Source organism: Neobacillus sp. CF12 (assembly GCF_030348765.1).
In the GTDB taxonomy this organism is placed as follows: domain Bacteria; phylum Bacillota; class Bacilli; order Bacillales; family Cytobacillaceae; genus Neobacillus.
Window position 1 is genome coordinate 5,791,137 of record NZ_JAUCEU010000007.1, and the last position, 25,281, is coordinate 5,816,417.

The following is a 25,281-nucleotide window of genomic DNA, read 5'->3' on the forward strand; positions in this document are numbered from 1 at the left end:
GAAGGAATGGTTCAATTAACAGCATTAACCCAAGAAGTTCTCTCAGCCATTTTAAAAACCATCGATGAAGGAATTCATGTAGTCAATACAGAGGGTAAAACGATTTTTTATAATGAAGTTGCGGCAAGACATGATGGTATGGATGTAAAGGAAGTACAAGGAAAACATCTGATAGACGCTTTTCCCTCCTTAACAGAGAATTCAAGCACTCTGCTCCGGGTGATTAAAACAGGGAAACCTATTTATAATCAGACACAGGTTTATGTCAATATGCATGGAACACGGATTGATACGATTAATACGACACTTCCAATTTTTGTAGACAAGGAGATTATTGGCGCAGTTGAGATTGCAAAGGATTATTCCCGGATGAAGCAATTAGCGGAAAGTCTCTTAGATTTACAAAAAAATGTAAATAAAAATAGTAAGAAAAAAACATTGAAGAACGTCAAGTATACGTTAGATGATTTAAAGACTGTTAATCCTACGTTTCAGAATATGAAGAACGAAGCTAGAAAGTTGGCAAAATCAGATTCCCCGATTCTGGTGTACGGAGAAAGCGGTACAGGTAAGGAGTTGTTTGTCCAAGGTATTCATCATGCATCCCTTCGTGGTGATGGTCCGTTCATTGCTCAAAACTGTGCAGCTATTCCCGAAACCCTGCTCGAAAGTATTCTTTTTGGAACAGCGAAAGGCAGTTATACAGGCGCTGTTGAGAGAAAAGGTCTATTCGAACTGGCAGATGGAGGGACACTGTTTCTAGATGAACTTCATACGATGCCGATTGAGCTTCAGGCTAAGTTGTTACGAGTTTTAGAGGATGGAATGATAAGAAGAGTTGGAAGCGCACAAAACATCGCTGTGGAAGTCCGTGTCATTGCAGCGATGAATGTCCATCCAAATACTGCCCTTCAAAATCAAAAGCTCCGCTCAGATCTTTATTACCGTTTGAATGTGTTTACTTTTTCACTGCTGCCTATTAGAGATCGCAAAGAGGATATCCTGTTCCTGACCCACTATTTTATTACGTTTTTTAATCAGAAATTGCATAAAAGGATTAAAGGAGCAGAAAAGAAATTGGAAAGCTTTTTTATGAGTCATCCTTGGCCGGGTAATGTACGGGAATTAAAGCATTGTATTGAATACATGATGAATGTGTGCGAGGGAGAATTCCTTCGTATGGATGACTTGCCTATTATGATGAAGCAGCAGGCGGCACCAAGTGAAAAAGTCGATAAAGATCTCTCCTTAAGAAAAAATATGGAAGTGTTAGAAAAACAACTTATTGACAAGGCACTTAATTTGACAGATGGAAACATAAACCAAGCGGCCAAGCTATTGGAAATTCCAAGGCAAACACTGCAATACAAAATCAAAAAGATAAAGGATTAGCTGCCGAAATATAGGCGTTTTTTTTTTTTTTTTCATTAGAAACACGTAATAATCAAATCCTTACCCGGACTAAGTGCATTGGCATAATTCTTGCATAATATCTAAGTAAAGCAGGGTAAGGAGGAATTTTACATGAAACATACATTATACAAGCCGAATCGGCATTGGAAAGATATAGAGCTTTGGAAGGATGTAACAGAGGAGCAATGGAATGATTGGCTCTGGCAGTTAACAAACACCATTCGGACATTGGAGGATTTAAAAAAGGTAATTAACTTAACTCCAGATGAAGAAGAAGGAGTTAGAATCTCAACAAAAACAATTCCATTAAATATTACACCCTATTATGCTTCACTCATGAACCCTGATGATCCACGCTGCCCAATTCGGATGCAATCTGTTCCGATTTCTAAAGAAATTCATAAGACGAAATATGATCTTGAAGATCCCCTTTATGAAGATGAAGATTCACCAGTACCAGGTTTAACACATCGTTACCCAGATCGCGTTCTATTTCTTGTCACCAATCAATGTTCGATGTACTGCCGCTACTGTACGAGAAGACGATTCTCAGGACAAATAGGGATGGGTGTCCCGAAGAAACAGCTGGATGCAGCAATAAACTATATCCGGCAAACACCGCAAGTACGGGATGTGTTAATTTCTGGCGGAGATGGGCTGCTCATTAATGATACGATCCTTGAATATATTTTGAAAAATCTTCGTGAAATTGATCATGTTGAAATTATTCGAATCGGTACAAGAGCACCTGTGGTCTTCCCGCAAAGAATCACTGAAAATCTCTGTAACATCTTAAAGAAATATCATCCAATTTGGCTGAATACTCATTTTAATACATCGATCGAAATAACCGAGGAATCCAAGAAGGCCTGTGAAATGCTTGCTAATTCAGGTGTCCCTGTTGGAAATCAATCGGTCATCCTCGCAGGTATCAACGACAGTGTTCCAATTATGAAAAAGCTGATGCATGACCTCGTGAAAATCCGGGTTCGCCCTTATTATATATATCAATGTGACCTTTCTGAAGGAATTGGCCATTTCCGGGCACCTGTTTCCAAAGGGCTTGAAATTATTGAGGGACTACGTGGACATACAAGCGGTTATGCGGTGCCAACTTTTGTGCTAGACGGTCCAGGTGGTGGCGGGAAAATTTCACTTCAGCCTAATTATTTAATCTCACAAAGTGCAGAAAAGGTTGTCCTCAGGAACTTTGAAGGAGTGATTACCTCTTATCCAGAACCAGAAAATTATAAACCAGGTACAGCAGAGGGCTATTTCAAAGAGATTTACCCAGATATGGAGGAAAAACGATCGAATATTGGAATCGCAGGAATCATGAATGACCAGCATTTCAATCTAGTTCCAGAGGGCTTAACAAGATTAAATCGCCGAAAAGAATATCATCAAGATCCTACCCATTCATCACTGAAGGATAAACGAAGTAAGCGTGATGTATTGAAGGAAAAGAAATTTCAGGCACTTCAAAACAAACCGGCACCTACAGAAAAAACAGATTCTGATGGTGACTCCGCACTGAAGGAATAGAGGGATGAAGATGGAATTAGTATGTGAATGGTGCGGGAGTGCAGCCAAAAATGGGGAGAATACCGTCTATTGGGAACTTCCTGACGGCACAAGAGCCATTCAAATAGAAGGAACCCCCGCAGTGGTTTGCGATAAATGTAACATGGTCTATCAAACAGATGAAACAACTAAAGCCATTGAAGACCAACTGTTTTTAATTGATACGAAAAAAATTGGTAAAAGCATCACTTATGAAGAGTTAATGGCATTGCCTAGACTCTTAAAAAGGAACTATTTTGATTTTACCTCATAAATCAAAACCCCTATCAGCCGATAGGGGTTGTTTACTTACGTTTGAATATGTTTTGCTGCATTTTTTCTTGCCCGTAAAAATTTCACTAGGTTTAATACGATGGTTTTCATAACTGCGTAAAACGGGATTGCCAGGACCATCCCTAAAACACCGGCTAGATTTCCAGCAGCCAGCAATATAATGATGATGGTTGCTGGGTGGGTGTCTAAGCTTTTTCCAAGAATGAGCGGCGATAACACATTTCCTTCAATTTGTTGTGCAATGAGAATAACTACAACGACTAACAACGCTTTAGTAGGAGAATCAAATAGTGCAACGATAACAGCGGGTGCTCCTCCAAGAATTGGTCCGATATAAGGAATAATATTGGTAAAAGCTACGATTAAGGCCATTACGAGTGCAAAGGGTAAATCAATAATTAGGTATCCGATAAAAGCTAGCGTACCTACAGCCAAAGCAACCGTAACTTGTCCTTGTATATAGGCAGAGAGTGTATCACCTGTCTCTTTTAAAATGGATAAACCTTCCTCCCTGTAGGCAGTGGGAAGGAATTTTGAGATTGCTGAAGGGAACCTGTGTCCATCTTTAAACATATAGAATAATAAAAAGGGTACCGTTACGAGAATGATTGCAATATTCGTAATCACACCAAGAATATTCGTTATGCTGCCAGTAATCGTGTTCGGAAGCGTATTTGCAAATTCAATAAGTCTTTCCTGAACTGTCTCAAGAATATCCTTTTGCTCATCCATCACCCATTTAAATTCGGTTGATTGTACGACTTTATCAAAAAACTGCATGGTTTTATCTGCATACACTGGAAGCTCATTTGCAAGGGCCGTAAATTGTTTGGTAATGGCTGGTATTAAATTTCCAATCGCAAGTACACAAATGAGGATAAATACAACATAAATGATAATGATGGCTAATAGCCTGGGTACTTTATGACGTTGTAGAAAATTAACAACAGGGTTAAGGAGAAAATAAAGAAATCCTGTGATTAGAATCGGAAAAAAGATGGTCGAAAAAAAGATTCCGATTGGTTCAAATAAGAACGATATCTTGGTGGAAACCCAAATGATGGTTAATATTAACAGAACCTGTATTAACCAGTATTGAAATTTTTTCTTTGCCAATGTATGTACCTCTGTTTCTAATTTATTTGGTAAAATTATATCAAATTTATGAAAATATACCAATGATTCCTATCTTAGTTATAAAAAAATGGTGCTGGACGTCCAATTCGTCATCCGTTATAGTATCAATAAGAAATTCTTGTCCCATTGATGGAAAGAAAGGCGAAATGTATGATTAAATCCTTTTATCACTTTCTAATGAAATACCGGCACCCTGAACCAAAGGATGCCATTAGTGTTTTTGCAAACGAGGCTTTTTTGGATCATAGCTTCCCAAAAATATCGAAAGACTACCACGAACTCAGTTCCTACTTGGAATTTAACGGCCATTATTTAAATTCCATGTCTGTATTTGATGAGGCATGGGATCTTTATTTGCTATCGGAAAGTAAATCAAAATAATCTAATACCTTTAAATCGCCTTTAGCAAAAGAGGCGATTTTTCTTTTTCTCCAATGTGAGCGATATATCAATTGGTGCATATACTATTGTAATCAAAATTCACGACTCATCATTGAGAGGATGGAGGATATGAAAAGAAGGAATATACCGAAGTATAAGGTCGGTGATACGGTCGTGATAACGATGTATGGTACAGTAGGCAAAATAACAGATGTTAAGTGGCTTGACGGGAATTACGTATACGAAGTGAATGAAAGTGATGGTCTTTTTGTTGAATCAGGGCTTCAGCTCCTTTCTGAATATGAAGGAACTTTGGTGGAACAAGAACAAATAGATATTGAATATAAATTCTTTTTCGGAGATTTAGTTCAGGTTGCGGGATATGGGGCTGATTTGTTTAAGATTGTCGGATTTCGTACAGAGATTTGGCGCTACAAAGAGGATGCGTGGGAGGATGTAATTTACGAACTTTCAAGGATTAGTGATGGGGAATGGCTAGAAGCGGGTGAAGAGGAAATGACACTCGTAGCAGATGCTGAGAGTGCTGACACGTTTATCCAAAAGTTAGGGCTGCTGTACTTAGTTAATAACGAAGAGAAGCAGCAGGTCGCAATTTCCAAAACACAAAAAAATATCGTAAGAAAAGCAGAACTTGAAGAAATTGAACGGAAAAAGGAAAAGAAACAGTTAATTGATAATTTATTAGATATATTTAATGACTACAAAATTTTATATACCATTTTCCACGACCAAGAGTACTATCAAGTGATGCGAGTAATTCTAAGGAAATTGAAAAGTGTCGTAAGTGATGATGGTAAAAGCCATGTCTAGCTTCTACCACCAGGATATTGACACGAATAAGTAAAGGACCAAAGGAATCCCACCCCATTTGATTAGAAAAAATAGGCTGTCCAATATTTTCTCAAAGGCAGTGATGATAAACCCATCCTCCTGATTAACATCATCAAGAATAGCTTCAAATTTTGCTTGTAGATTTGACATACAATCACCTCATAATCGTTCTTTTTATTCATCCTATGCTTGTCCAAAGAAAAAAAGACATATAAATCTTTTATTTTGCTCTCTATGTTTAAGTTGCTGAATATTTACCGATTCTTCTAGAAGTAAATAGCATGAATGAGCAGAATTCATCATACATTCTGTAAAAAGGGGGCGATGCTATGAGAGAAATTGAAGTATTTATTGATACGGAAGAGATTGCTGAATTTTTCTTTCATGAGCTGGTGAAAAGAGGATACGTTCCTACGGAAGAAGAATTGGAAGAAATCGCAGATATCACCTTCGAGTATCTCATCGAGAAAAGTATTATCGACGAAGAAGTAGAAGATGAATAGGTAAAAACTCACAAGACTTCATTCATCTTTTTAATAAGAATTAACGAAAGACGAGCATTTGATTCTGCTCGCTTTTTGTTTGTGCGATTTTTTTTTGCTGTTTTTAATAATTAGTGAAACTTTACTAATTCATCACCGTATTAAGAATAGTGAAACGAGGAGGAATGATGAATGCTTAAAAAGATATTAAAATCAATTCTTGGTAGTAAACTTCATCATCAAAAAAAATATTCACATTCAAGTAATGCGTGGAAAAAAATGAACCACAATAAACATAAGCACTTGGGACATCACCACTATAAAAAGAAACATAAAAGCGGCAGTTCCTTTTCCAGTTTCTTTAGCAGTTAATCGTAATTATGTTGAAATTTTTGACATTAAAGGCTGCGAATATAATGGAAAAACGATTTCAGCAAGATGAAATCATTGTGCAACGCTATCAAATACTGAAGCATATTGGCGTAGGAAGTTATGGAAATAGCTACTTAGTTTATGACCGAGAATCACAGCAAAAGAAAGTATTAAAAGCATTACGTATCCATAAGAGAATGACAAAGGCTGGAAAAAGCGATTTTGAGCTTGAAAAAAACCTGCTCCTATCCATCAAGCATCCTGGATTCCCACGCTTTTTCGAAGCTGGCACATATAAAAATATTCCATTTTATACAATGGAGTATATAGAGGGTAAGAATTTCGAACAGCTAATCTTTCAAGATGGTCAAAAGTATTCAGAAATAGAAGCGTTTAAGATTGCCTTTAAATTGCTAGAACTTATTCACTACTTACATGAGCAACAACTAATTCATAGGGATATTCGAATCCCTAATGTGATTACAAATGGGACTGAGATTGTTCTGATTGATTTAGGGCTTGCACGCAAACGGAATCAAGATAATGAGGAAAAAGATAGTCGAAAACGGCATTTACGGAAAGAAGTAAATCCACAAGCGGACTTTTATGGTCTTGGTCATTTCATTTTGTTTTTACTGTACTCCAACTTTTCTTTTCCAGAAAAGAAGAAAGAAAGCAGTTGGGAAGAGGAATTGGAGATATCATATTATGCTAAGCACATCATCAGCAGGCTGTTACAAATAGAAGTCAGTTATGAGAGCTGTGCAGAAGTAAAATTAGATATCCAAAAATTATTTGAGGTATAGGGAGGAAGTAAAATGTCTTTTTTTGACAAAGTATTTGCTAGTGTAGGAATTGGTTCGGCTACGGTTGACACAAAGCTAGAAAGAGATAGGTATATGCCAGGTGAGACTGTAAATGGCATAGTTGAAATTAAAGGTGGAAAAGTTGAACAACAGGTAGATGATATCTATTTATCATTAAATACTACCTATTTAAAAGAATCAGATGACAAAAAGTATAATGTAACGGCTACAATTGACCGGTTTCGAATTACCAGTCCATTTACAATCGGAAAAAATGAAAGAAAAGAAATTCCTTTTTCCTTCCAGCTTCCGCTTGATACACCACTTTCAATCGGAAGGTCAAAAATTTGGGTAACGACTGGATTAGATATTAAAAATGCAGTAGATCCTGGTGATAAAGACTATATTCAAGTTGTTCCAGATCAATTAATGAATGCTGTGTTTAATGCAGTCGACAGTCTTGGCTTCCGTTTGCGGGAGGCTGATTGTGAACAAGCACCACACCGTTTACGCGGCCGCTTACCATTTGTGCAAGAATTTGAATATGTACCTACTTCCGGACCATTTCGTGGTAGATTAGATGAGTTAGAATTAGTTTTCAGGCCATCTGGTAATGGTGCGATAGACTTGCTATTACAGGTTGACCGTCGTGCTCGTGGACTGGGTGGATTATTTGCAGAAGCTGCGGGTATGGACGAAAGTAATGTTAGAGTAACGGTTACATCTGCAGATATACCTAACCTACAGCAGCAACTCCAGAGCGTTATTCAAAGATTCTCTTAATTATCGACAAAAAAAGACTTTATTCTAGGAAGGATTATCCTAGGTCTACCTCTAATTATTAAAGTAATAACAATTATTTTAATGATTGGAGGGGATAAGATGATCAAGGCGATAACAAGAAGATCTAGTATTCAATATGATGTGACAATCTTTCAAACTCCAAAGTATAGAGAATACAAGGGGTACAAACAAGTTTATCGTACCTTCATTCATGCTGGTAACCATGAAAATTGTCTGGAAGAAACCTTTAGCCTTTTTAATGTTACCGATCGAATACCATCGAATTATAAGGGAAGATTTCTAGCAACAGGTGATATTATATTGATTGATGAAGGTCGTGGCGGACAGCATTACTATCAGTTAAAGCCTGGTGGATGGCAGCCTATTAATCGAATTCAAATTAGATAAGAGAAAACCTAAGGAGAATCCCTTAGGTTTTTTTGTCGTATTATCCTCTTTTCTTTCTTCCGCCATCCGCACTATACTCTTTTTCGTGAGCTGCATGTTCGGCTTCAATGGCTTCAGGTGGAACGTGATTATTTTTCTTTGGGCGATTGGTTTGCGCTCTATGCTTTTTTCCCATAATTTTATATACCTCCTTTGGATAATCTAAAAATAGCTTCCCACAAATAAACAAAATCATGACCAATTAAATGAAAGGTTTTTCATTCCAAATAGGTTGTGATATATTGACTAGTGTGAAGCATTGTCTTCACTTTAATTGATTGGAGGATTTTAGAATGAGTGTACATATTGGTGCAAAGGAAAATGAAATTGCAGAAACGGTATTACTGCCTGGAGATCCATTAAGGGCTAAATATATTGCTGAAACTTTCCTAGAAGATGCGAAATGCTATAACGAAGTGAGAAATATGTTTGGTTATACTGGAACATATAAAGGGAAAAGAATCTCTGTTCAAGGTACGGGTATGGGGGTTCCTTCTATCTCGATTTATGTTAATGAATTAATGAATAGCTATAATGTCCAAAATTTAATCCGTGTTGGTACATGTGGTGCGATTCAAAAGGATGTAAAAGTACGTGATGTTATTTTGGCTATGACCAGTTCGACCGACTCTAACATGAATCGTCTAACATTTGGCGGTGTTGATTTTGCTCCATGTGCCAACTTCGAATTATTAAAAAGAGCTTATGATGCTGGAGTGGAAAAAGGGCTTAATTTAAAAGTAGGAAATATTTTTACCGCTGATTCTTTTTACAATGATAATGCTGAACTTGAAAAATGGGCTAAGTATCAGATACTTGCTATTGAGATGGAGACTACAGCATTATATACGTTGGCAGCTAAATTTAACCGCAAAGCATTGTCGGTATTAACTGTAAGTGATCATATTTTAACCGGCGAAGAAACAACAGCTGAAGAAAGACAATTAACGTTTAATGATATGATTGAAGTTGCACTAGAAGCAGCGACGAAGGAATAGGAAAATCGACCTCTTTCATTACTTGAAAGGGGTTTTCTTATTGATTTTTTGGGTAAAAATAGATATAGTGCATAAAGATGAAGAATGATTGATAGGTGAGAAAAAATGATATGGAAAAAGGTATTATTGATTGTTTCAATGATCTTTCTACTTAGTGGCTGCAGTCAATTCAATGCACTAGTAGATAAGCTTCCGTTCACTGCAAATGATTCTAGTAATAGTAATCAAGAAAAACAAGATGAATCACAGGTAAATGACCCACTCAGCTTAGAAGCTATTTTCTTTAATGATATTAAGGAAGTAGACGGCAAAAATGTCATCCAAAATTCTACGAATGTCATGGCATTGGTGAACAAAGAGTTTCACTTACCCGAAGAATACATACCTGATGATCTTGTGAGACCAGACGTTGCATTCTCCTTTAAAGAAGTTAATATTGAAAAAAGTTTAATGAGAAGAGAAGCGGCCGAAGCTTTAGAGAAAATGTTTACAAACGCTGCTGAAAATGGAATTGAACTTTATGCTGTATCAGGTTACCGCTCCTATAGTCGACAACAATCGTTGTTTGAAGCAGAAATAAATAGAGTAGGGATAGAAAAAGCTGAGCAAGCCGTAGCCATTCCGGGAGCGAGTGAGCATCAATCTGGATTAGCTATGGACATTTCGAGCAGGTCCAATAAACTTTATTTAAATGAAGCTTTTGCTGATACAACAGAAGGTAAATGGCTTAAAGAAAATGCACATCGCTTCGGGTTTATTCTGAGATACCCAAAAGAGAAAAGAGATATTACGAATTACGTCTATGAGCCATGGCATTTTCGCTATGTTGGAGTGAAAGCAGCAACAATTATGTACGAGCATAACTGGACATTAGAGGAATATTTTAATGAAGTTAAGAAAATGTAATAGGAAAGAACGGCACGCCTACCGAAGGGTTGTGCCGCTTTTTACTTATTTATAACTTTTCTTTGTTAATTTTCATTAAAAGATGTTATTCTAATCACTAAGGGCAGTTTTTACATATTATTTTTTGGACAATGAAAGTGGTGAAGGCTTTGGATGAACAAATAACTGAAAATCATGAACAAGAACAGGTAACAGATAAGAAATCTGGGTATGTGCACATTAAAAAATTCCATTTTATATTAATATTGTTTTTCCTTGTAGTGATATCGACCGGTATAACAATATTTGCCCTATCATTTGGTGAAGAAAAAGTCATAACTGTAGGTACCGAAAGGTCTGAATTTGATAAACTTTACACTGCTTATGATACGCTGAAAGATGGATATTTTGAGGATCTTGATCAGAAAAAACTAATCAATGGAGCTATTGATGGAATGGTAAAAGCTCTAGACGACCCTTATACCGATTATATGAGTGTGGAGGAAGCTGAGAATTTCCATTCCTCAATTAACTCTTCTTTCCAGGGAATAGGTGCTGAAATCCAAGAAAAAGACGGACATATTATGATTGTTTCACCTATTAAAGGTTCACCCGCTGAAAAAGCTGGATTAAGACCGAATGATATCATTACGTCAGTAGATGGAAAAAGCCTGCAAGGAATGACCTCGACCGAGGCGGTAATGATTATTCGTGGAAAAAAAGGAACCAAGGTTGAATTAACCATCCAACGCCCGGGAACAGACGCCCCGGTAAAAGTTCCGATTATCCGTGATGATATTCCAATTGAGACCGTTTATGGTGAGATGGTAGGGGACGGAATCGCTAAAGTTCAAATTACTAGTTTTTCGACAAACACCTCGAAGGAACTTGTAGAAAAGTTAACTGAACTACAACAACAAGGAATGAAGGGTGTAGTCTTGGATTTGCGTCAAAATCCGGGTGGATTGCTAGATGAAGCTATCAGTATTTCAAGTATGTTCGTTCCGAAAGGAAAACTAATCTTAAAAGTTGAAGATCGAAATGGAAAGACGGAGGAATATCCTTCCCAAAATGATGGAAATCCTGATTTCCCACTGGTTGTCCTAATTGATAAAGGAAGTGCAAGTGCTTCAGAAATTCTAGCTGGAGCTGTCAGTGAATCTGCTGGGGTAAAGCTAGTGGGTGAGAATACCTTTGGTAAAGGAACAGTGCAAACTGCTAAGGATTTCCCTGATAACTCTAATATTAAATTTACAACTGCCAAATGGCTGACTCCAAATGGCAATTGGATTCATAAAAAAGGAATTAAGCCGGATATTGAAGTTCCGCTTCCCGATTATGCAACATTACCAATCATCAATCCAGACAAAGAGTTAAAGCTCTCAAGTTCTTCAACCGAGGTTGAAACTGCTCAGAAAATGTTAAAAGCAATCGGGTATGACACAGGGCGTGAAGACGGATTCTTTGATGAAAAAACACAAGAAGCTGTCATTAGCTTTCAAACAGCAAATAATCTCCCGGCGGATGGAGTCTTAAAAGGGGATTCTACATTTAAATTAATGGAAAAACTAAGAGAAAAGATTCAAGCAAATGATACTCAGCTACAAAAAGCCATTGAAGTATTAAAAGAAGAAATGAAATAATGATTTAGCCTGAACCATTTGTGGATGGTTCAGGCTTTTTTACGTATTGAAAGTATATTCTGTGCCTGATTTTCCGACAATGGAAATGAATATAGAAGGAATTAGGTGATTTTTGAATATGAAAAAATTAGTCATAGCTGTTATAGTCCTGTCCTTTTTCGGCTTTGGTCCCCTACAAACGTTTTTTCAAAGTGGTGGTGAGAAGGAGGGAGAAACAACAACAAAGAGTATCCCTTTTCTGGAAAAATTGAAGGGTTCTTCTGAAAGTGAAGAAGGAGTTGAAACTTTTCTTATAATGGAAAATAGTAAGGGATCAATCTCTTCAACACCAGAACCCGGGCTACTGGTGAAATATGACAAAGTTGATAATAAAATGGAGTTCGGGTCCATTTTGGTTCCAATTAATGATGAAAAAGATAAACTGGAGACTTTGAAAAATGAGGTATCAAAAATATATCAAATAGAGATTGATCATTGTTTACTCTTTGATTTTGCAAGCATCGGTAAAAGTATTGACCTGCTTGCGCCAAACGGGATAGAAATGAAGACTGGAACAGAAGGTCACCTCGAGAGTGAAAAGCAAATAGTAAAAGGAGAAGATTTTGTATTCTATTTGGAGCAACTTAAAAGTGAGCCTAGCTATGCAAACGAATTAACTCCGTTGATTACAGCATTAAAAGCAGAAATGTTGAAAGAAATCTCGGTTGAGGAAATCCTCACATTGGCACCAAAAGTTATAAATGAGACATTAAAAGGTGTAAATACAGACATTGGAAAAGGAAAATTAATGGATTTGGGATTATCTGTGATGATGAACCCTGTCACTTCCATTGAACAAATAGAATTAATGGCTGTTAACAAAGATGATAAACTTGAGAACGTAAATAAATTATTAGAAGGCGAACAAGTACAATATTAGAGGGATGAGAAAGTGAATGTGTTCATTCGCTTTCTTCCTTAACTTTCAGGATGGATATCTAATAATTGCTGGATTCTTTCTTTTTTACGTTCTATCAAATCAGCAATAAATTGACTGTATTCATTCTCTTTTTGCGTAGCGAGTTCCTCATATAATTCCTTTAGTTGTTCTAGGTGCTCTTTTAGGGTGTATTCATTCACGCCAGAACCCCCAGACTGAACTTTACGTAAGATAATTTCAACGAGCTTATCATTCGTTGCTTCAAGAGATTTTGTTCCTTGCCGTACATAAATTGCTCCGTAACGTAGTTCATTCCGCTGAACTACAGATGTATAGGGTACATATTTAGGATCATATTCAATAATAAGTACCTGAAACCTTTTATTGCTCAATGTTTGCTGATCCTTACCAAAATAAAAATCCTCTGTTCGATATTTTAGGTATTTCGGCAGTAAATTGGCCAGTTTATTGTCTATATCTGCTTTATCTAGAAAGTCATCTTCGTTAAGCCCAGATAAGGAAATAGCACCCTCATCATTTTGACTGACACCAACAATAATACAGCCTCCACCAGAATTAGCAATCGCGAGGACATGTTTAGCCATCTTAGAAAATTCCGTCCACTTTGTTTTAAAATCTAGAAAATCAGTTTCACCTGTATTATGAAGGAGAAGTTCTTTTAATGTTTCATGTGAAGGATTTTTTATGAAATGCAGGAGACTTTTTGGGTAGACATACTCATAGATCATGAGGGGAATTCCTTTCTGAATTTTCTTTTACTACTATTATAAGCCACTTTTATCTAGTTGTTAGCCCAATTTCAGATATAATAAAAGCATTATCGAAAAGAAAAAGAGGTAAGCAAGATGAATAACACAGAGGTATATATATTATCCGGATTTCTAGGAAGTGGAAAAACGACACTTTTGCGCCGTTTACTTGAAAATGAACGTTTATTAGGCAGAAAGACTGCAGTGATGATGAATGAGTTAGGGAAGGTTTCAATAGATTCAGAAGTCGCGCGTGAAGAGGATGTTTCTTTGAAGGAACTATTAGGTGGGTGTATCTGCTGTTCAATATCAGACAAGCTTGAGGCTCAGTTGCAAAGCCTATTAGTAAATGAAAAGCCAGATGTTATTTATATCGAAACCACTGGTGCGGCACACCCTGTTGAAGTCCTAGACGCTATTCTTTCACCTTTATTTGCTGATCAATTTATCATTAAAGGTATTGTAACGACTGTGGATGGATTAAGATGGAGAGATAGAAGGTCGCTTAGTCCACAACTTCAACAATTACTTCTTGAACAGGTTAGGCACGCAGACTATATTCTCATAAATAAAATGGATGAGTTGTCAGAATCAGAGCAGTCTAAAACTATTTTCGAGGTACAAGGAATCAATTCTTCTGCACGCTGTTTGTTAACCAATTATTCTCAAGTTTCCATTGAGGAGTTGAGGAAGTTAACAGTATCGTTTGCAAAACAATCCAACTCAAATTTTTCTCAAAAAGCGCTTAATTTAACCACCTTTGTCTATCAATTCCAAGAGCCAATTAGCCATTCTAATTTTGAGGAATTTCTAAGGGATTTACCGGAAAGCATTTACCGCATAAAAGGGTATATGAAGTTTGATGCTTCATCAAAACCTTATCTTTTTCAATACTCCTATGGCATGCCTTTATACATGAAGGAAGAGATGAATTTACCTTTAAATCTAGTGTTTATTGGTGAAAATATCAATTGGTCAGAAATTGAAGAAAAGCTAAAAAAACTTGAACTTTTTTATAAAATCCAAAAAGAAAATGAATGAACATTTATTCTTCAGGTAACTCTTTTAATGTAGTTATTTTACATTGAAAAGGGGGATTAGATGAAGAAGAAAACAATTGTTGTAATGGTTATTCTTTTCCTCCTATATGGTCAAGGGATTCATGCTGCAACCAATATTAGTTACAAAATTGAAATGCTGCCATGGGAAGAAGTCAATAATGTTATACCGAAGTATTCGAAGTTTACGGTTCTGGACCTTGAAACTGGGAAGAAGTTTAAAGTTCAAAGGCGTGCGGGCAGTCACCATGCTGACGTACAGCCATTGACCCCAAAGGATACAAAAATCATGAAAAAGATTTACGGAGGAAAATGGAGCTGGAAACGACGTGCCATCATTGTGATTAGTAAGGATCAATGGATTGCTGGCTCCATGCATGGCATGCCGCATGGGGCTGGTGCTTTAAAAAATAATTTTCCTGGACATTTTTGTATCCACTTTTTCGGCAGTACAACACATCGTACCAATGCAATGGATCTTTCCCATATGTTGATGATATTTAAGGCATCTGGGAAGCTAGAAGAGTACTTGAGTAAAGCCTCACCATATGAGACGGTTGATGCTTATGTTGCTGGGTTAAAACAGCAGGATGCCTTCATTTCAAATTTAATCTCACTACAGAAACTCAACTGGAAACCTATATTAGGTAAAATTGAAAATGTTAGAATAACACGGATGCCGATACTGCCAGCTGAAGATTTAATAAATGAAATTAGCATGGACGTACCAATTGAAATAGATTGGTTTATAAAAAATAGAGGACGGCAGCACTATCGAGGTGAGATCCATTTAATCCGTTTTTCAACCATGGATGCTTGGAAGGTAGACTCTGACTCGTTTTTAAAGGAAAACGAACTAAAGTAAATTTAAAAACACCTTTATCGAATAATAAAGGTGTTTCTTTGTGTGTTACGCTTGTTCTCCAAATTTAATAAATGTTCTTTCATCCTCAATTAGACCGCAGGCGCCACATTGAATTCGATATTCAGGTCCATTGTAAGGCAGGTGAAAGGGTTCCAAATCATTTTGACTGTATTCTCTAATAACATCACCAGACTGGGGGTCAAGTTTCACTGATTGGGAAACTTGTTGAATAATATTAAAGCGACTTCGATTGGTTTTACAATTCGGACATTTATAAGGTGTAGACATTGTAATCTCCTTTCACGGATTTAATACCTTTATTTTTTGCAATAATGTTGGAAAGTATGTAACAATGCAATTGAGGGTAAATGGAGGTGGAGTTATTGACGATAGGAAATATCAATTTTGATGAATTATTAGGTGAGTATCGAATGATTTGGAATAATCGTTTGCTTGCTTCCAGCGATCATAGCAGTGAAGAGACGTTAAAAGAAGCTATCAAAAGAGAATTACTTGATGAGAATTCTCATCCGAGAATACGAAAGAATAAATATGAAAAATACTATCTTGCTATTAACAGAATTACAATGGCGACCATTTCAAATGAAGCAAAAGTATCTCTTATCCGTGTGCACAATGGTGTTATGGAGGAACTATTAAAGGAGAGTTAGACATGAAAAAAATGTTATTCTTAAGTCTTATGGTTTTAGCCTTCTTACTAGTCAGTGCATGCAATAATAAACAACATCCAGCAAATGATGAATTACCTGAATTTGTAGAAGTGAACTTGACTGTTACCCCTGAGAATGGAAAGGCAAATGAACCCATTGTTTTTGAAGCAAAGGTAACGCAGGGAGACGAAAATGTTGAGGATGCAGATGAGGTAAAATTTGAAATATGGCGTGCCAAAGATGAAGAACATGAAAAAATTACCGTGGAACATTCAGAGGATGGAATTTATCGATTAGAAAAGACATTTCAACAAGAAGGAACATATTATATTATTTCACATGTTACCGCAAGAGACATGCATAATATGCCTAAGGAAGTGTTTGTTGTTGGTACACCGAGTGAACCGGAAGATCCAAGCGAATCAAAAGATGACATGAATATGGAAGGGCATTAGCAACAAAAAGTGGAAGCGCCTTGACCCCGAGGGGCTAGGCGCTGGAGCTAATTTAGGATGGAAAAGACAGCGAGAAGTATATGCTGTCTTTTTCTTATAATTCTGAAACATCGATTTGGGAATATTGAATTTCATAGGATTTTATTAATTTTATTTCGAGTATTCCATCTTTATATTTAGCGGAAGATCCCTTCTTTTTAACCATTGCAGGAAGAGGTATTTGATGTTTATTTCCTTGATTGGGGATATCTTCTAGCAACAACTGATTGGCTGTGTGATAAATTCGTATTTTTCTTAGTAATGACTCATCCTCTAGCGGAATTCTAACAAAAACAGAATCATGTGTTTCAAAGGCTGTTGAGTTCAATCCATTTGCCTGCTGAAAGGGTTGGGGGCGATAAGGATTCACCGTGTCCTGGGAATTCATTGTTCCCCCCGATTGAGATGACATTACATTTCCCATAATACCCTTAATAAATTGATCAATTTCATCTGGTTTCATATGTTGCAGCTTATTCTTCATGTCTTTATTAAAAGGGAAAAAATTCCACGGAAACATAACTACCCCCACCTTTTTTGCAAACTCTTTTCTGGGCATTGATACCCTATAATATGCTTAAAAGATTCAATGCGTTATAAATAACCGGCAAGCCAACAAATAAATTTGTATATATAACCAAGCAATAGAGTCATATAGTAAAGAAAAACATGGAGAGGATAATGGCTCGTGAAGAGTAAAACGGCTTTAATTACTGGTGGGGCTACTGGTTTAGGGGAAAAAACTGCATGGCAGCTTGCCGAACTAGGATATCAGTTAGCAATAAATTATCGAAACAGTAAAAACGAAGCTATTCTTTTATCTCAAGAGCTGGAAAGGAAATTTGGGAATAAAATCATTTGCATCCAGGGAGATGTGGCAAATCAGTCCGACTGCGCACAGATTGTTAATCAAACTATTTCAGAATTTGGCTCGATTGATGTAGTGATTCATAATGCAGGACCGTATGTACAAGAACGAAAAAAAATGACGGAGTATTCTATTGATGAATGGAATTATTTAATAAATGGGAATTTAAATGCCGTTTTTTATTTATCAAAAGAGATCATCCCATCTATGCGCAAGCAGCACTGGGGAAGGATCATCACCATGGGTTTTGACCGAGTGGATACCGCGCCAGGCTGGGTGTACAGATCAGCTTTTAGTGCTGCAAAAACAGCTCTGGCTTCACTCACTAGAACAATAGCGATTGAGGAAGCAAGTTTTGGGATTACTGCTAATATGGTTAGCCCCGGTGATATTATTTCTCGCTGGAAGGAGAAAAGTATCGATGAATCCATCCCAGCTGAAACAGTGCCAGTAGGAAGAGTGGGAACGGGTGAGGATATCTCGAGAGTTATAGCCTTCCTGATTGATGAGAAATCTGACTTTATTACCGGGAGTATCATTCCCGTAACAGGCGGAATGGATGTCCTAGGAAAAGCATATACTCAAGCAATACTGCCAGATCCATCAAAATAGAACAATAAGTCTTTCCTTTTACAATTTTTTGAACAATTCGATAGTCTGGGATAAAATGCATACCTTTTGTGGATAATAGATGTAAACATCTATGAAAGGAGCAAAATAAAATGAGTTTTAACGTGAATCGTATAAATCCAAACCAAACTCAAGTATTTTTTCATGATGGTCGTTTTGAAACATTAACGAATGAGGAATTAGAAGAATTTTTGCTCCACATGGGTATTAGTGAAGTTAATTCAGGAATGGAACAAGATGTAACGGATTAATACTATTTTATTATAAAAAAAGAAGCAATTGGCATTATGCCGATTGCTTCTTAACTTATGCCTCTAACAAATGAGAAGGTTCTTCCTGGGCAGCACCATTTCTCATGAGGTAGAAGGAGTATTGGTCTTTAGGGATTTCATATAAATCGTACACATCACCATTGGCATTCAGTTGCTCATATAGTGATTTTCTGGTTTCATTTGCTTTAACAACGTAAGGCAGTTTTTCTGCAGCCTTAATAGACCTGATATTTACTTTACGAATCCTCATAAAGATGGTTTCAATCCCCATATTGTAAAAAACTTCTTGAAAAAAGGCTTCCTTTGCAGGGCTATTGTAACCTTTTCCATGATATGGCTTTCCTAGCCAAGTACCTAGAAAACCTGCATTATCTTCGATATCAAAAAGATTAATGGTACCAATTGGGGCACCCCATTCATCAAGAATCGTCCGTGAAATACATTCACCGCGCTCTTCAGCCTCAATGGTTTGCTTCGTCATAAAGATAAATTCTTCATAAGAAGAGCATTTTTGGCGCACAAAAGGGAAGACATCTGGATGCGACATTAATTCAAATAATACATGGCTGTCATGAAGATCTCGTTTCTTAAGCATTGAATTTCCCTCCATCGGGCAATCCGATCCCATGTCTAAAGAAGCGGCCCACCCTCGAAATTTTTTATTCAGATAAACTAAAAAATTTCGGGGTGGGAATCGAACCCACTAGAACCAGGTATTACTGGTGGCGCACCATTTGCCTTCCCTATATCATTTTTTTTGTTGATGAAAAATAATGTGATTTACCCCCAGATTTTTAGGCCTATTTCGGTGTCACTTAGAGTATCATACAAGAAAAAATAAAAAAAATAAATAGGTTTTTTGTTGTTTTTTCGAGATTATTTATTGGCAAATTTCGGCATATTTCTACTATTCTTTGAAGACTATATTTCCTGCTATCATCGTCCATTTTGGTTTTGCTAAATAATGAAAAGGATGGTGACTCCATAGTACTAGGTCTGCCTCTTTTCCTACATCAATACTTCCCAAATGAGTGTCCATCTTCAGGTTCCTTGCTGGCAGTATGGTGATTCCTTCAAGTGCTTTTTGCTCCGATAGACCTTCGCGGACAGCGATGCCCGCACATATATTTAAATATTGAATCGGGGTGTAAGGATGATCGGTTGTTATCGAAACTTCGACACCGTTATTAGTAAGCTCTTGATACGTATTCCATGTTTTGTTTTTTAGTTCAATTTTTGATCTCCGAGTTAAGGTCGGACCGACAGAAACTTTTAAGTTCATGCCAGATAACTCACTGGCAATTAAATGTCCTTCTGTACAATGTTCGATTCTTAAATCTAGATTGAACTCTTCAGCGAGACGTAATGCAGTGATAATATCGTCAGCCCTGTGAGCATGAATTCTAACAGGAATTTCTCGCTTTAAAGCCATAACCAGTGGCGCTACTCTCAGATCTTCAGGGGTATCTGTGTGGATTGCTTTATAAAACGCTTCCCTCAGCATTCCCATGATCCCCATTCTTGTAATTGAGTCATTATTCCCCTGACTGTGAATTCTTTTTGGATTCTCTCCCAATGCAAGCTTTAGACCAGCAATTTCCTGGACAATCATTTTTTTAACATTTTTGCCCGTCGTTTTGATAACAGAAGTGGTTCCTCCAATTACATTTGCACTTCCAGGCATGACATGTGCTGTTGTGATTCCACTTTTAATTGCGTCAGAAAAAGCAGGATCTAACGGGTAAACACCATCTATAGCTCTTATATGGGGTGTCATTGCTTCCGCAGTCTCGTTTGCATCATTTCCAGCCCATCCAGTTCCTTCATCGTATAATCCTAAATGAGTATGAACATCAATAAACCCTGGTAAAAGATATTGATTATTACAGTCAATGATTTTTGCAGATGAATCGGTATTGAGGTTTTTCCCTACGTTTATTATTTTTCCATTTTCAACCAAGACATCCCCGTTTTGAATCGGTTGGGATGTGATGGGATAAACCAGTGCATTTTTCAGAAGTATTTTCATGATAATAAACCTTTCTACACAGTTATAATAGTATTTTTACTATTTTATCAACAGTTCTGTTGAAGTGATAGTGAAATTAAATGATTTTTTTAAAAATTACGAAACCTTTTTCTGGTATCAGCGTAAGTATTAGGGAAAGATAGAAAAAATTATTTCCACTGGGGGAATCCTAAAATGGTAAAAAGTGAAGAAAGAATGCTTGCCGCCATTCTCTATGTAGTTAGTCTTTTTTTTCCTATTATTGGGCCACTTGTTATTTGGTTAATCAAAAAAGATGAGTCATCATTTATTAATTATCATGGAAGAGAATATTTTAACTTTTTCATCTCATACACAGTTTATTCAGTAATAAGTGGAATCTTAGTCTTCCTCCTCGTTGGTATTTTCTTATTATGGATTTTGGGAATTATGGCACTAGTATTTACAATCATCGCAGCAGTAAAGGCTTATGAAGGAAATGAATATCGATTCCCTTTAGTTTTTAGAGTAATTAAATAAGGTAGACCACCCAGCCCAGCAAAAAAAAATTTGCTGGGTTTTGAACGTTTTTATAGTTCAAACGTCATATCTTTATAAAAAGTATAAAAGGGGGAATTTTTCAATGGAATTATTAGAAGGGCTAAACTGGGGATTAATTGCTCCATTATTTATTATCCAGTTAATCTTACTAATCGTATCACTCGTTGATTTATCACGAATTGAAAAGACAAATGGTCCCAAACTTCTTTGGGTGTTTATTATCATCTTTGTAAATATAATTGGTCCCATTCTTTATTTTGTTATTGGAAGGAGAAATGATTGATGTCTCTCATCCAAATTAAAGAACTGAAAAAGAATTTTCAAGGTAATGAAGTAATAAAGGGACTGAACTTTAAACTTGAAAAGGGCAAGTGTATTGCCCTCCTTGGTCCAAATGGTGCAGGTAAAACGACGACACTTCGCATGTTATCAGGATTAATGAAGCCCTCTGAAGGGTCTATCACATTTAGTGATGCTAAAAAGGACGGCGATATTCGCCATTTAATAGGATATTTACCACAGTTTCCTGTTTTTTATGAGTGGATGTCTGGTTTAGAATTTCTTCAGTATGTTGGAAAGCTTGCAGGATTAACTAGTAAAGAAGCGAAGGAACGTTCCTTGGAATTGCTTGAACTTGTTGGAATCAATGACGCGAAAAACCGGAGAGTAGGTAAATACTCTGGCGGGATGAAACAAAGGCTCGGAATCGCACAAGCAATTATTCACCGTCCTCAGCTCCTTTTGCTGGATGAACCGGTTTCTGCGCTAGATCCATTTGGGAGAAGAGAAGTGCTCGAACTGCTCGAAGGATTAAAAAAAGAAACAACAATCCTTTTCTCGACTCACATTCTCAATGATGCAGAGGAAGTGTGTGATGAGATATTATTTTTACATAATGGAGAAATTGTAGAGTCCGGTACAATGGAGGAATTACGTGAGCGGCACCAACAAGCAAAAATAGACTTTATATTCCGTAAGAAAACCGGTGAGATGGAAAGTGCACTCAAAAATCATTCCTTAACACAATCCATTTTAGTAAATGGAAATGTGATTAGTGTGTTTGTTACGAATGTAGAGCAAGCCAGAAAAGAGTTGTTAAAATTAATTTTTGAAAATGACTGGCATTTGGATAAATTTGAAGTGAGCAGTATGACACTTGAAGATGTATTTATGAAAGTGGTGGGGAAATGAGCCAGTGGTTGACGCTTTTTCAAAAAGAGATTCTTGAAATGTGGAGAAATTTAAAATGGATCTGGGTTCCTATTACCTTCATACTATTAGGTGTTTCAGAACCGTTAACGAGTTATTATTTGCCGCAAATCATTAAATCATTTGGCGGCTTGCCTGAAGGATCAGTAATTGATATATTACCACCAACAGCTGGAGCGGTACTTGCTTCAGGTCTTAGCCAATACTCAACGATTGGGGTGTTAATCATTGTTTTAGGTACAATGGGTGTCATTGCAGGCGAAAGAAAAAGTGGTGTGGCAGCAATGATTTTAGTAAAACCAGTCTCCTATTTTTCTTACGTTACTTCTAAATGGGCGGGCAGTCTTTTATTAGTATGGTTTTCATTATTTATTGGATATCTATCAACTTGGTATTATACTGGGCAGTTATTTGAGTGGGTAGATTTTGGGGAATTCCTGCAGTCGTTTGTTTTATTTGGATTGTGGTTGACGGTTGTGTTAACGGTCACTGTATTCCTTAGTTCGGCTCTCTTAGCGCCGGGTATGGCAGGTTTTATTTCTTTGGCATTGACACTAGTAGTTAGTATTGTTAGCGGCGCACTCTCTCATTTACTAGAATGGAGCCCATCCCAATTAACGAGTTATGCGAGTGCTTTGCTCATAGTGGGGGAACTTCCGGATGATACGATGCCAACGGGTTTATTGGCCATCCTAGCCATTGTCATTCTACTATGGTTAAGTGTATTCCTATTTAAGAAAAAAGAGCTTGCATCTTGAAACTATTTGGAAGCTATATAGCAATAAGTGAAGGGGCCATCAAATGGCTTCTTTTTTTCTAGTAATTTACGAAAAAACTCCTATCATTTTTTTTGTCAATGATTAATAGAATAAATATAAGAGGGACAGATAAGGAGTTTTCACAATGAAAATAAATGAATTTTACCGTGGTAATGCCAATATTACGTTGAATGGAAGTATAGCATCGCTAGTTCCGGCCATTTTTATCGGTGTAGGAAATCTATATTATTTTCGAGATGAGCAATTGATGTTATTCACGATACCTTTTGTTGTTTACAGCCTGATAAGTTTTCAAATCTATCTTTTTAGATTGAAACAATCAATTTCGATTGAGAGAAACATGCCTCTATCCCCAAGCAATTATCGGGATATATTTGAAGCGAGAAATCTTGTTGTCGTTTTTATGAACCACCAACAGCCCTGTGTGAATCTTTTTTTTCCGGATGGACATCAAGCAGGAATGATAAAGAAATATAGACAAAAAGGTTTAATTCTGTTTAGGAAACATAGAATATATGCACTTTATAATAATCAAGACAAGATGATTGGTTTTTTTAACATAAAGCAGAAAAAGTCATTAATTATCGAGGTGTATGATCAAAATAAGAACTATATCGGCTGCTATGAAAAAGAAAAAATAACTTTGTTCAAAAAAAAGAAAGAACTAATGGATGAAAAAGGTCGTTTTATTGGTTCTGTAGAAGGTTCGGCTTATTTTATGGACGAACGTGTCTATAATCAATCTAAGCAGCTGGTCGGACAACTCAGGCGGGGGTGGATGCCTGTTGAATGGAGCGGCCGCTTTCCTGAATCGAATACTCCCGTTCTTTCACTTTCAGAAACCTTATCAGAAAAGGACAAGCTTTTAAGGATGTCCTTTTTAATCAATGAATATTTTATTGAAAGGTAAGGATTGTGTAAATCTTGCCTAATATTTGATAGAATAAGGTATAAAAATTGCGGAGGTATTTGGCGTGCAAATTGAGTTAATTAAAGGTCATGGTTCAGGAAATGATTTTCTCTTAATCGATGAAATAACGAATTCTTATTCGTTTTCAGACAATGAAAGGGCAGAACTTGCCACTTTATTATGTAATCGAAATTCTGATTTAGGCGCAGATGGTATCCTTTATATTATGAACAGCAATCATGCTGATGGAAGAATGAGGGTATTTAATGCAGATGGGTCAGAAGCTTCCATGTGTGGGAATGGTCTTCGATTAGTTGCCAGATATGTGTGTGAAATGCTGGGGCTGAATGAGGCGATAATTGAAACAATGAAAGCGGATTTAAAGGTCAGTAAACAAGAGGATATCTATCCAGGTTTAACAACGTACCAAGTGGAAATTTCACCGGTTTCGTTTCTTTTGAGTGATTTGCCATTGAATATAAATGAACCAAACTTAATAAATGAAAAAATACCTGAGCTTTCAGAAGAGTTAACGTTTTCTGCGCTTGCGGTTCCGAATCCGCATTTAATCTCTGTGGTGGAAACTGAGCAAATGAAATCAGATATTCAGAAGAAAATAAGTGAAAAAGTGAATAATCCCAATGAGTTATTCCCTGATGGGGTGAATGTCAGTTTTGTAAAATCACTGGAAACGGGCAGTATTTATGTAAATACTTTTGAACGCGGGGTAGGTTTCACAAATGCTTGTGGAACAGCCATGTCAGCATCGTCACTAGTAACATGCCTACAGGGGTTAAATAGCGTGGAAGAGACGATTAATGTTTATAATAACGGCGGAAAAGTGCAATGCGTCGTCCATGAAAATGACGAGAATTATTACATTGATTTGATTGGAAATGCAACGTACCTATACAAAGCTGGTGTTGAAGTTGACCTCGGAAGCGAAACCTTTACGGTTCGTTCTAAAGAAGAATTTGCTGAGCAGCAAACCTATGAAAAACTACAGGCAGAAGCTCAAGCGTATCTTCGGGAAGCTGGATTGTAATAATGGGGGAAAGGTCACATAGAGATTCTATGTGACCTTATCTATTTTTAAATGGACTAGATTGGGGGGATCCTGGAGTGACCGAAGAGCATGCAGAAATGGGATTTGGGTCAATGCAGGTAGGCTGGAGTGACCGAAAAGCATGTAGAAATGGGACTTGAGTCAATGCAGGTAGGCTGGAGTGACC

General features: G+C 36.9%; 33 protein-coding genes. 25 read left to right on the plus strand and 8 right to left on the minus strand.

Features of this window, described 5'->3' with window-relative positions; translation table 11 throughout:
- Nucleotides 1-6 precede the first annotated feature (6 nt).
- From QUG14_RS27890 to QUG14_RS27900, 3 genes are all read left to right on the plus strand, one after another.
- Nucleotides 7-1,392, plus strand: a complete 1,386-nt coding sequence (locus tag QUG14_RS27890) for a sigma-54 interaction domain-containing protein (protein ID WP_289343711.1) — start codon at nucleotides 7-9, stop codon at nucleotides 1,390-1,392.
- Between the two features lie 132 nt (nucleotides 1,393-1,524).
- The gene (kamA, locus tag QUG14_RS27895; protein ID WP_289343712.1) at nucleotides 1,525-2,958 is read left to right on the plus strand and encodes a lysine 2,3-aminomutase; all 1,434 of its coding nucleotides are present in this window, start codon (nucleotides 1,525-1,527) and stop codon (nucleotides 2,956-2,958) included.
- A 10-nt stretch (nucleotides 2,959-2,968) separates the two neighbouring features.
- Nucleotides 2,969-3,250 carry a YokU family protein gene (locus QUG14_RS27900; RefSeq protein ID WP_483310770.1) on the plus strand — a complete coding sequence of 94 codons (282 nt, stop codon included), beginning with the start codon at nucleotides 2,969-2,971 and terminating at the stop codon, nucleotides 3,248-3,250.
- A 35-nt stretch (nucleotides 3,251-3,285) separates the two neighbouring features.
- Here the strand turns inward: QUG14_RS27900 and QUG14_RS27905 are convergent, their stop codons facing one another.
- Entirely contained in the window at nucleotides 3,286-4,386 is a 1,101-nt protein-coding gene (locus tag QUG14_RS27905) for an AI-2E family transporter (protein ID WP_289343714.1), read from the minus strand.
- A 174-nt stretch (nucleotides 4,387-4,560) separates the two neighbouring features.
- On the opposite strand from QUG14_RS27905, the gene QUG14_RS27910 reads away from it, so the two are divergent.
- Together QUG14_RS27910 and QUG14_RS27915 are read left to right on the plus strand one after the other, a co-directional pair.
- Entirely contained in the window at nucleotides 4,561-4,788 is a 228-nt protein-coding gene (locus tag QUG14_RS27910; RefSeq protein WP_289344259.1) for a YozE family protein, read from the plus strand.
- Nucleotides 4,789-4,917: 129 nt separating this feature from the next.
- A complete protein-coding gene (locus QUG14_RS27915; RefSeq protein ID WP_483310771.1) occupies nucleotides 4,918-5,619 on the plus strand; it encodes a hypothetical protein in 702 nt (233 codons plus the stop codon).
- Nucleotides 5,620-5,622: 3 nt separating this feature from the next.
- On the opposite strand, the gene QUG14_RS27920 is transcribed toward QUG14_RS27915, so the two are convergent.
- Nucleotides 5,623-5,790, minus strand: coding sequence for a hypothetical protein (locus QUG14_RS27920; RefSeq protein ID WP_289343716.1), 168 nt, complete (start codon nucleotides 5,788-5,790; stop codon nucleotides 5,623-5,625).
- Nucleotides 5,791-5,969: 179 nt separating this feature from the next.
- Between QUG14_RS27920 and QUG14_RS27925 the strand changes: the two genes are divergently transcribed.
- The 4 genes from QUG14_RS27925 (at nucleotide 5,970) to QUG14_RS27940 (ending at nucleotide 8,491) form a co-directional block, all read left to right on the plus strand.
- Nucleotides 5,970-6,143 carry a YozD family protein gene (locus QUG14_RS27925; RefSeq protein WP_081954691.1) on the plus strand — a complete coding sequence of 58 codons (174 nt, stop codon included), beginning with the start codon at nucleotides 5,970-5,972 and terminating at the stop codon, nucleotides 6,141-6,143.
- Between the two features lie 395 nt (nucleotides 6,144-6,538).
- Entirely contained in the window at nucleotides 6,539-7,300 is a 762-nt protein-coding gene (locus QUG14_RS27930; RefSeq protein WP_289343717.1) for a serine/threonine protein kinase, read from the plus strand.
- 12 nt (nucleotides 7,301-7,312) lie between these two features.
- Nucleotides 7,313-8,083 (plus strand): sporulation protein, encoded by a 771-nt coding sequence (locus tag QUG14_RS27935; RefSeq protein ID WP_289343718.1) that lies wholly within the window; start codon nucleotides 7,313-7,315, stop codon nucleotides 8,081-8,083.
- Nucleotides 8,084-8,182: 99 nt separating this feature from the next.
- Nucleotides 8,183-8,491 (plus strand): YodL domain-containing protein, encoded by a 309-nt coding sequence (locus QUG14_RS27940; RefSeq protein ID WP_289343719.1) that lies wholly within the window; start codon nucleotides 8,183-8,185, stop codon nucleotides 8,489-8,491.
- A 40-nt stretch (nucleotides 8,492-8,531) separates the two neighbouring features.
- Here the strand turns inward: QUG14_RS27940 and QUG14_RS27945 are convergent, their stop codons facing one another.
- Nucleotides 8,532-8,666 (minus strand): hypothetical protein, encoded by a 135-nt coding sequence (locus QUG14_RS27945; RefSeq protein WP_289343720.1) that lies wholly within the window; start codon nucleotides 8,664-8,666, stop codon nucleotides 8,532-8,534.
- Nucleotides 8,667-8,823: 157 nt separating this feature from the next.
- Here QUG14_RS27945 and deoD point away from each other — a divergent pair, with 157 nt between their 5' ends.
- From deoD to QUG14_RS27965, 4 genes are all read left to right on the plus strand, one after another.
- Entirely contained in the window at nucleotides 8,824-9,528 is a 705-nt protein-coding gene (gene deoD / locus QUG14_RS27950; protein WP_289343721.1) for a purine-nucleoside phosphorylase, read from the plus strand.
- Between the two features lie 105 nt (nucleotides 9,529-9,633).
- Nucleotides 9,634-10,434 (plus strand): M15 family metallopeptidase, encoded by an 801-nt coding sequence (locus QUG14_RS27955; protein WP_289343722.1) that lies wholly within the window; start codon nucleotides 9,634-9,636, stop codon nucleotides 10,432-10,434.
- A gap of 149 nt (nucleotides 10,435-10,583) precedes the next feature.
- Nucleotides 10,584-12,056, plus strand: coding sequence for a lmo1851 family serine protease (locus QUG14_RS27960; RefSeq protein ID WP_483310772.1), 1,473 nt, complete (start codon nucleotides 10,584-10,586; stop codon nucleotides 12,054-12,056).
- Between the two features lie 118 nt (nucleotides 12,057-12,174).
- Nucleotides 12,175-12,975 carry an LCP family protein gene (locus tag QUG14_RS27965; protein WP_289343723.1) on the plus strand — a complete coding sequence of 267 codons (801 nt, stop codon included), beginning with the start codon at nucleotides 12,175-12,177 and terminating at the stop codon, nucleotides 12,973-12,975.
- A 38-nt stretch (nucleotides 12,976-13,013) separates the two neighbouring features.
- On the opposite strand, the gene QUG14_RS27970 is transcribed toward QUG14_RS27965, so the two are convergent.
- Entirely contained in the window at nucleotides 13,014-13,724 is a 711-nt protein-coding gene (locus QUG14_RS27970; RefSeq protein ID WP_289343724.1) for an AlbA family DNA-binding domain-containing protein, read from the minus strand.
- A 117-nt stretch (nucleotides 13,725-13,841) separates the two neighbouring features.
- On the opposite strand from QUG14_RS27970, the gene QUG14_RS27975 reads away from it, so the two are divergent.
- Together QUG14_RS27975 and QUG14_RS27980 are read left to right on the plus strand one after the other, a co-directional pair.
- Nucleotides 13,842-14,786, plus strand: a complete 945-nt coding sequence (locus tag QUG14_RS27975) for a CobW family GTP-binding protein (RefSeq protein ID WP_289343725.1) — start codon at nucleotides 13,842-13,844, stop codon at nucleotides 14,784-14,786.
- Between the two features lie 60 nt (nucleotides 14,787-14,846).
- A complete protein-coding gene (locus tag QUG14_RS27980; protein ID WP_289343726.1) occupies nucleotides 14,847-15,668 on the plus strand; it encodes a hypothetical protein in 822 nt (273 codons plus the stop codon).
- A gap of 45 nt (nucleotides 15,669-15,713) precedes the next feature.
- On the opposite strand, the gene QUG14_RS27985 is transcribed toward QUG14_RS27980, so the two are convergent.
- Nucleotides 15,714-15,956: a DNA alkylation repair protein gene (locus QUG14_RS27985; protein WP_289343727.1), complete on the minus strand. Its 243-nt coding sequence runs from the start codon at nucleotides 15,954-15,956 to the stop codon at nucleotides 15,714-15,716.
- A gap of 95 nt (nucleotides 15,957-16,051) precedes the next feature.
- Here QUG14_RS27985 and QUG14_RS27990 point away from each other — a divergent pair, with 95 nt between their 5' ends.
- Both QUG14_RS27990 and QUG14_RS27995 read left to right on the plus strand, forming a co-directional pair.
- Nucleotides 16,052-16,339: a hypothetical protein gene (locus QUG14_RS27990; protein WP_289343728.1), complete on the plus strand. Its 288-nt coding sequence runs from the start codon at nucleotides 16,052-16,054 to the stop codon at nucleotides 16,337-16,339.
- A 2-nt stretch (nucleotides 16,340-16,341) separates the two neighbouring features.
- The gene (locus QUG14_RS27995; RefSeq protein WP_289343729.1) at nucleotides 16,342-16,794 is read left to right on the plus strand and encodes a FixH family protein; all 453 of its coding nucleotides are present in this window, start codon (nucleotides 16,342-16,344) and stop codon (nucleotides 16,792-16,794) included.
- 94 nt (nucleotides 16,795-16,888) lie between these two features.
- Here the strand turns inward: QUG14_RS27995 and QUG14_RS28000 are convergent, their stop codons facing one another.
- Complete coding sequence (locus QUG14_RS28000) at nucleotides 16,889-17,353, minus strand: Hsp20/alpha crystallin family protein (RefSeq protein ID WP_289343730.1); 465 nt, start codon at nucleotides 17,351-17,353, stop codon at nucleotides 16,889-16,891.
- Nucleotides 17,354-17,521: 168 nt separating this feature from the next.
- On the opposite strand from QUG14_RS28000, the gene QUG14_RS28005 reads away from it, so the two are divergent.
- Together QUG14_RS28005 and QUG14_RS28010 are read left to right on the plus strand one after the other, a co-directional pair.
- The gene (locus QUG14_RS28005) at nucleotides 17,522-18,313 is read left to right on the plus strand and encodes an SDR family oxidoreductase (RefSeq protein ID WP_289343731.1); all 792 of its coding nucleotides are present in this window, start codon (nucleotides 17,522-17,524) and stop codon (nucleotides 18,311-18,313) included.
- Between the two features lie 110 nt (nucleotides 18,314-18,423).
- A complete protein-coding gene (locus QUG14_RS28010) occupies nucleotides 18,424-18,582 on the plus strand; it encodes a hypothetical protein (protein ID WP_289343732.1) in 159 nt (52 codons plus the stop codon).
- Nucleotides 18,583-18,637: 55 nt separating this feature from the next.
- Here the strand turns inward: QUG14_RS28010 and QUG14_RS28015 are convergent, their stop codons facing one another.
- Together QUG14_RS28015 and QUG14_RS28020 are read right to left on the minus strand one after the other, a co-directional pair.
- Nucleotides 18,638-19,198, minus strand: coding sequence for a GNAT family N-acetyltransferase (locus tag QUG14_RS28015; RefSeq protein ID WP_289343733.1), 561 nt, complete (start codon nucleotides 19,196-19,198; stop codon nucleotides 18,638-18,640).
- A gap of 312 nt (nucleotides 19,199-19,510) precedes the next feature.
- Entirely contained in the window at nucleotides 19,511-20,635 is a 1,125-nt protein-coding gene (locus QUG14_RS28020) for an amidohydrolase (RefSeq protein ID WP_289344261.1), read from the minus strand.
- A 171-nt stretch (nucleotides 20,636-20,806) separates the two neighbouring features.
- On the opposite strand from QUG14_RS28020, the gene QUG14_RS28025 reads away from it, so the two are divergent.
- The 6 genes from QUG14_RS28025 to dapF all read left to right on the plus strand — a co-directional run bounded on the left by QUG14_RS28025 (nucleotide 20,807) and on the right by dapF (nucleotide 25,094).
- The gene (locus QUG14_RS28025) at nucleotides 20,807-21,130 is read left to right on the plus strand and encodes a DUF4870 domain-containing protein (RefSeq protein ID WP_289343734.1); all 324 of its coding nucleotides are present in this window, start codon (nucleotides 20,807-20,809) and stop codon (nucleotides 21,128-21,130) included.
- Nucleotides 21,131-21,233: 103 nt separating this feature from the next.
- Entirely contained in the window at nucleotides 21,234-21,434 is a 201-nt protein-coding gene (locus QUG14_RS28030; protein ID WP_289343735.1) for a PLDc N-terminal domain-containing protein, read from the plus strand.
- Entirely contained in the window at nucleotides 21,434-22,342 is a 909-nt protein-coding gene (locus tag QUG14_RS28035) for an ABC transporter ATP-binding protein (protein WP_289343736.1), read from the plus strand. The genes QUG14_RS28030 and QUG14_RS28035 overlap by 1 nt, the downstream gene beginning before the upstream one ends.
- Nucleotides 22,339-23,118: an ABC transporter permease gene (locus QUG14_RS28040; RefSeq protein WP_289343737.1), complete on the plus strand. Its 780-nt coding sequence runs from the start codon at nucleotides 22,339-22,341 to the stop codon at nucleotides 23,116-23,118. Before QUG14_RS28035 ends, QUG14_RS28040 begins: the two co-directional genes overlap by 4 nt.
- A 145-nt stretch (nucleotides 23,119-23,263) precedes the next feature.
- A complete protein-coding gene (locus QUG14_RS28045; RefSeq protein WP_289343738.1) occupies nucleotides 23,264-24,049 on the plus strand; it encodes a hypothetical protein in 786 nt (261 codons plus the stop codon).
- Nucleotides 24,050-24,113: 64 nt separating this feature from the next.
- On the plus strand, nucleotides 24,114-25,094 hold the full coding sequence (gene dapF / locus QUG14_RS28050) for a diaminopimelate epimerase (RefSeq protein ID WP_289343739.1): 981 nt from the start codon (nucleotides 24,114-24,116) through the stop codon (nucleotides 25,092-25,094).
- Nucleotides 25,095-25,281 lie beyond the last annotated feature (187 nt).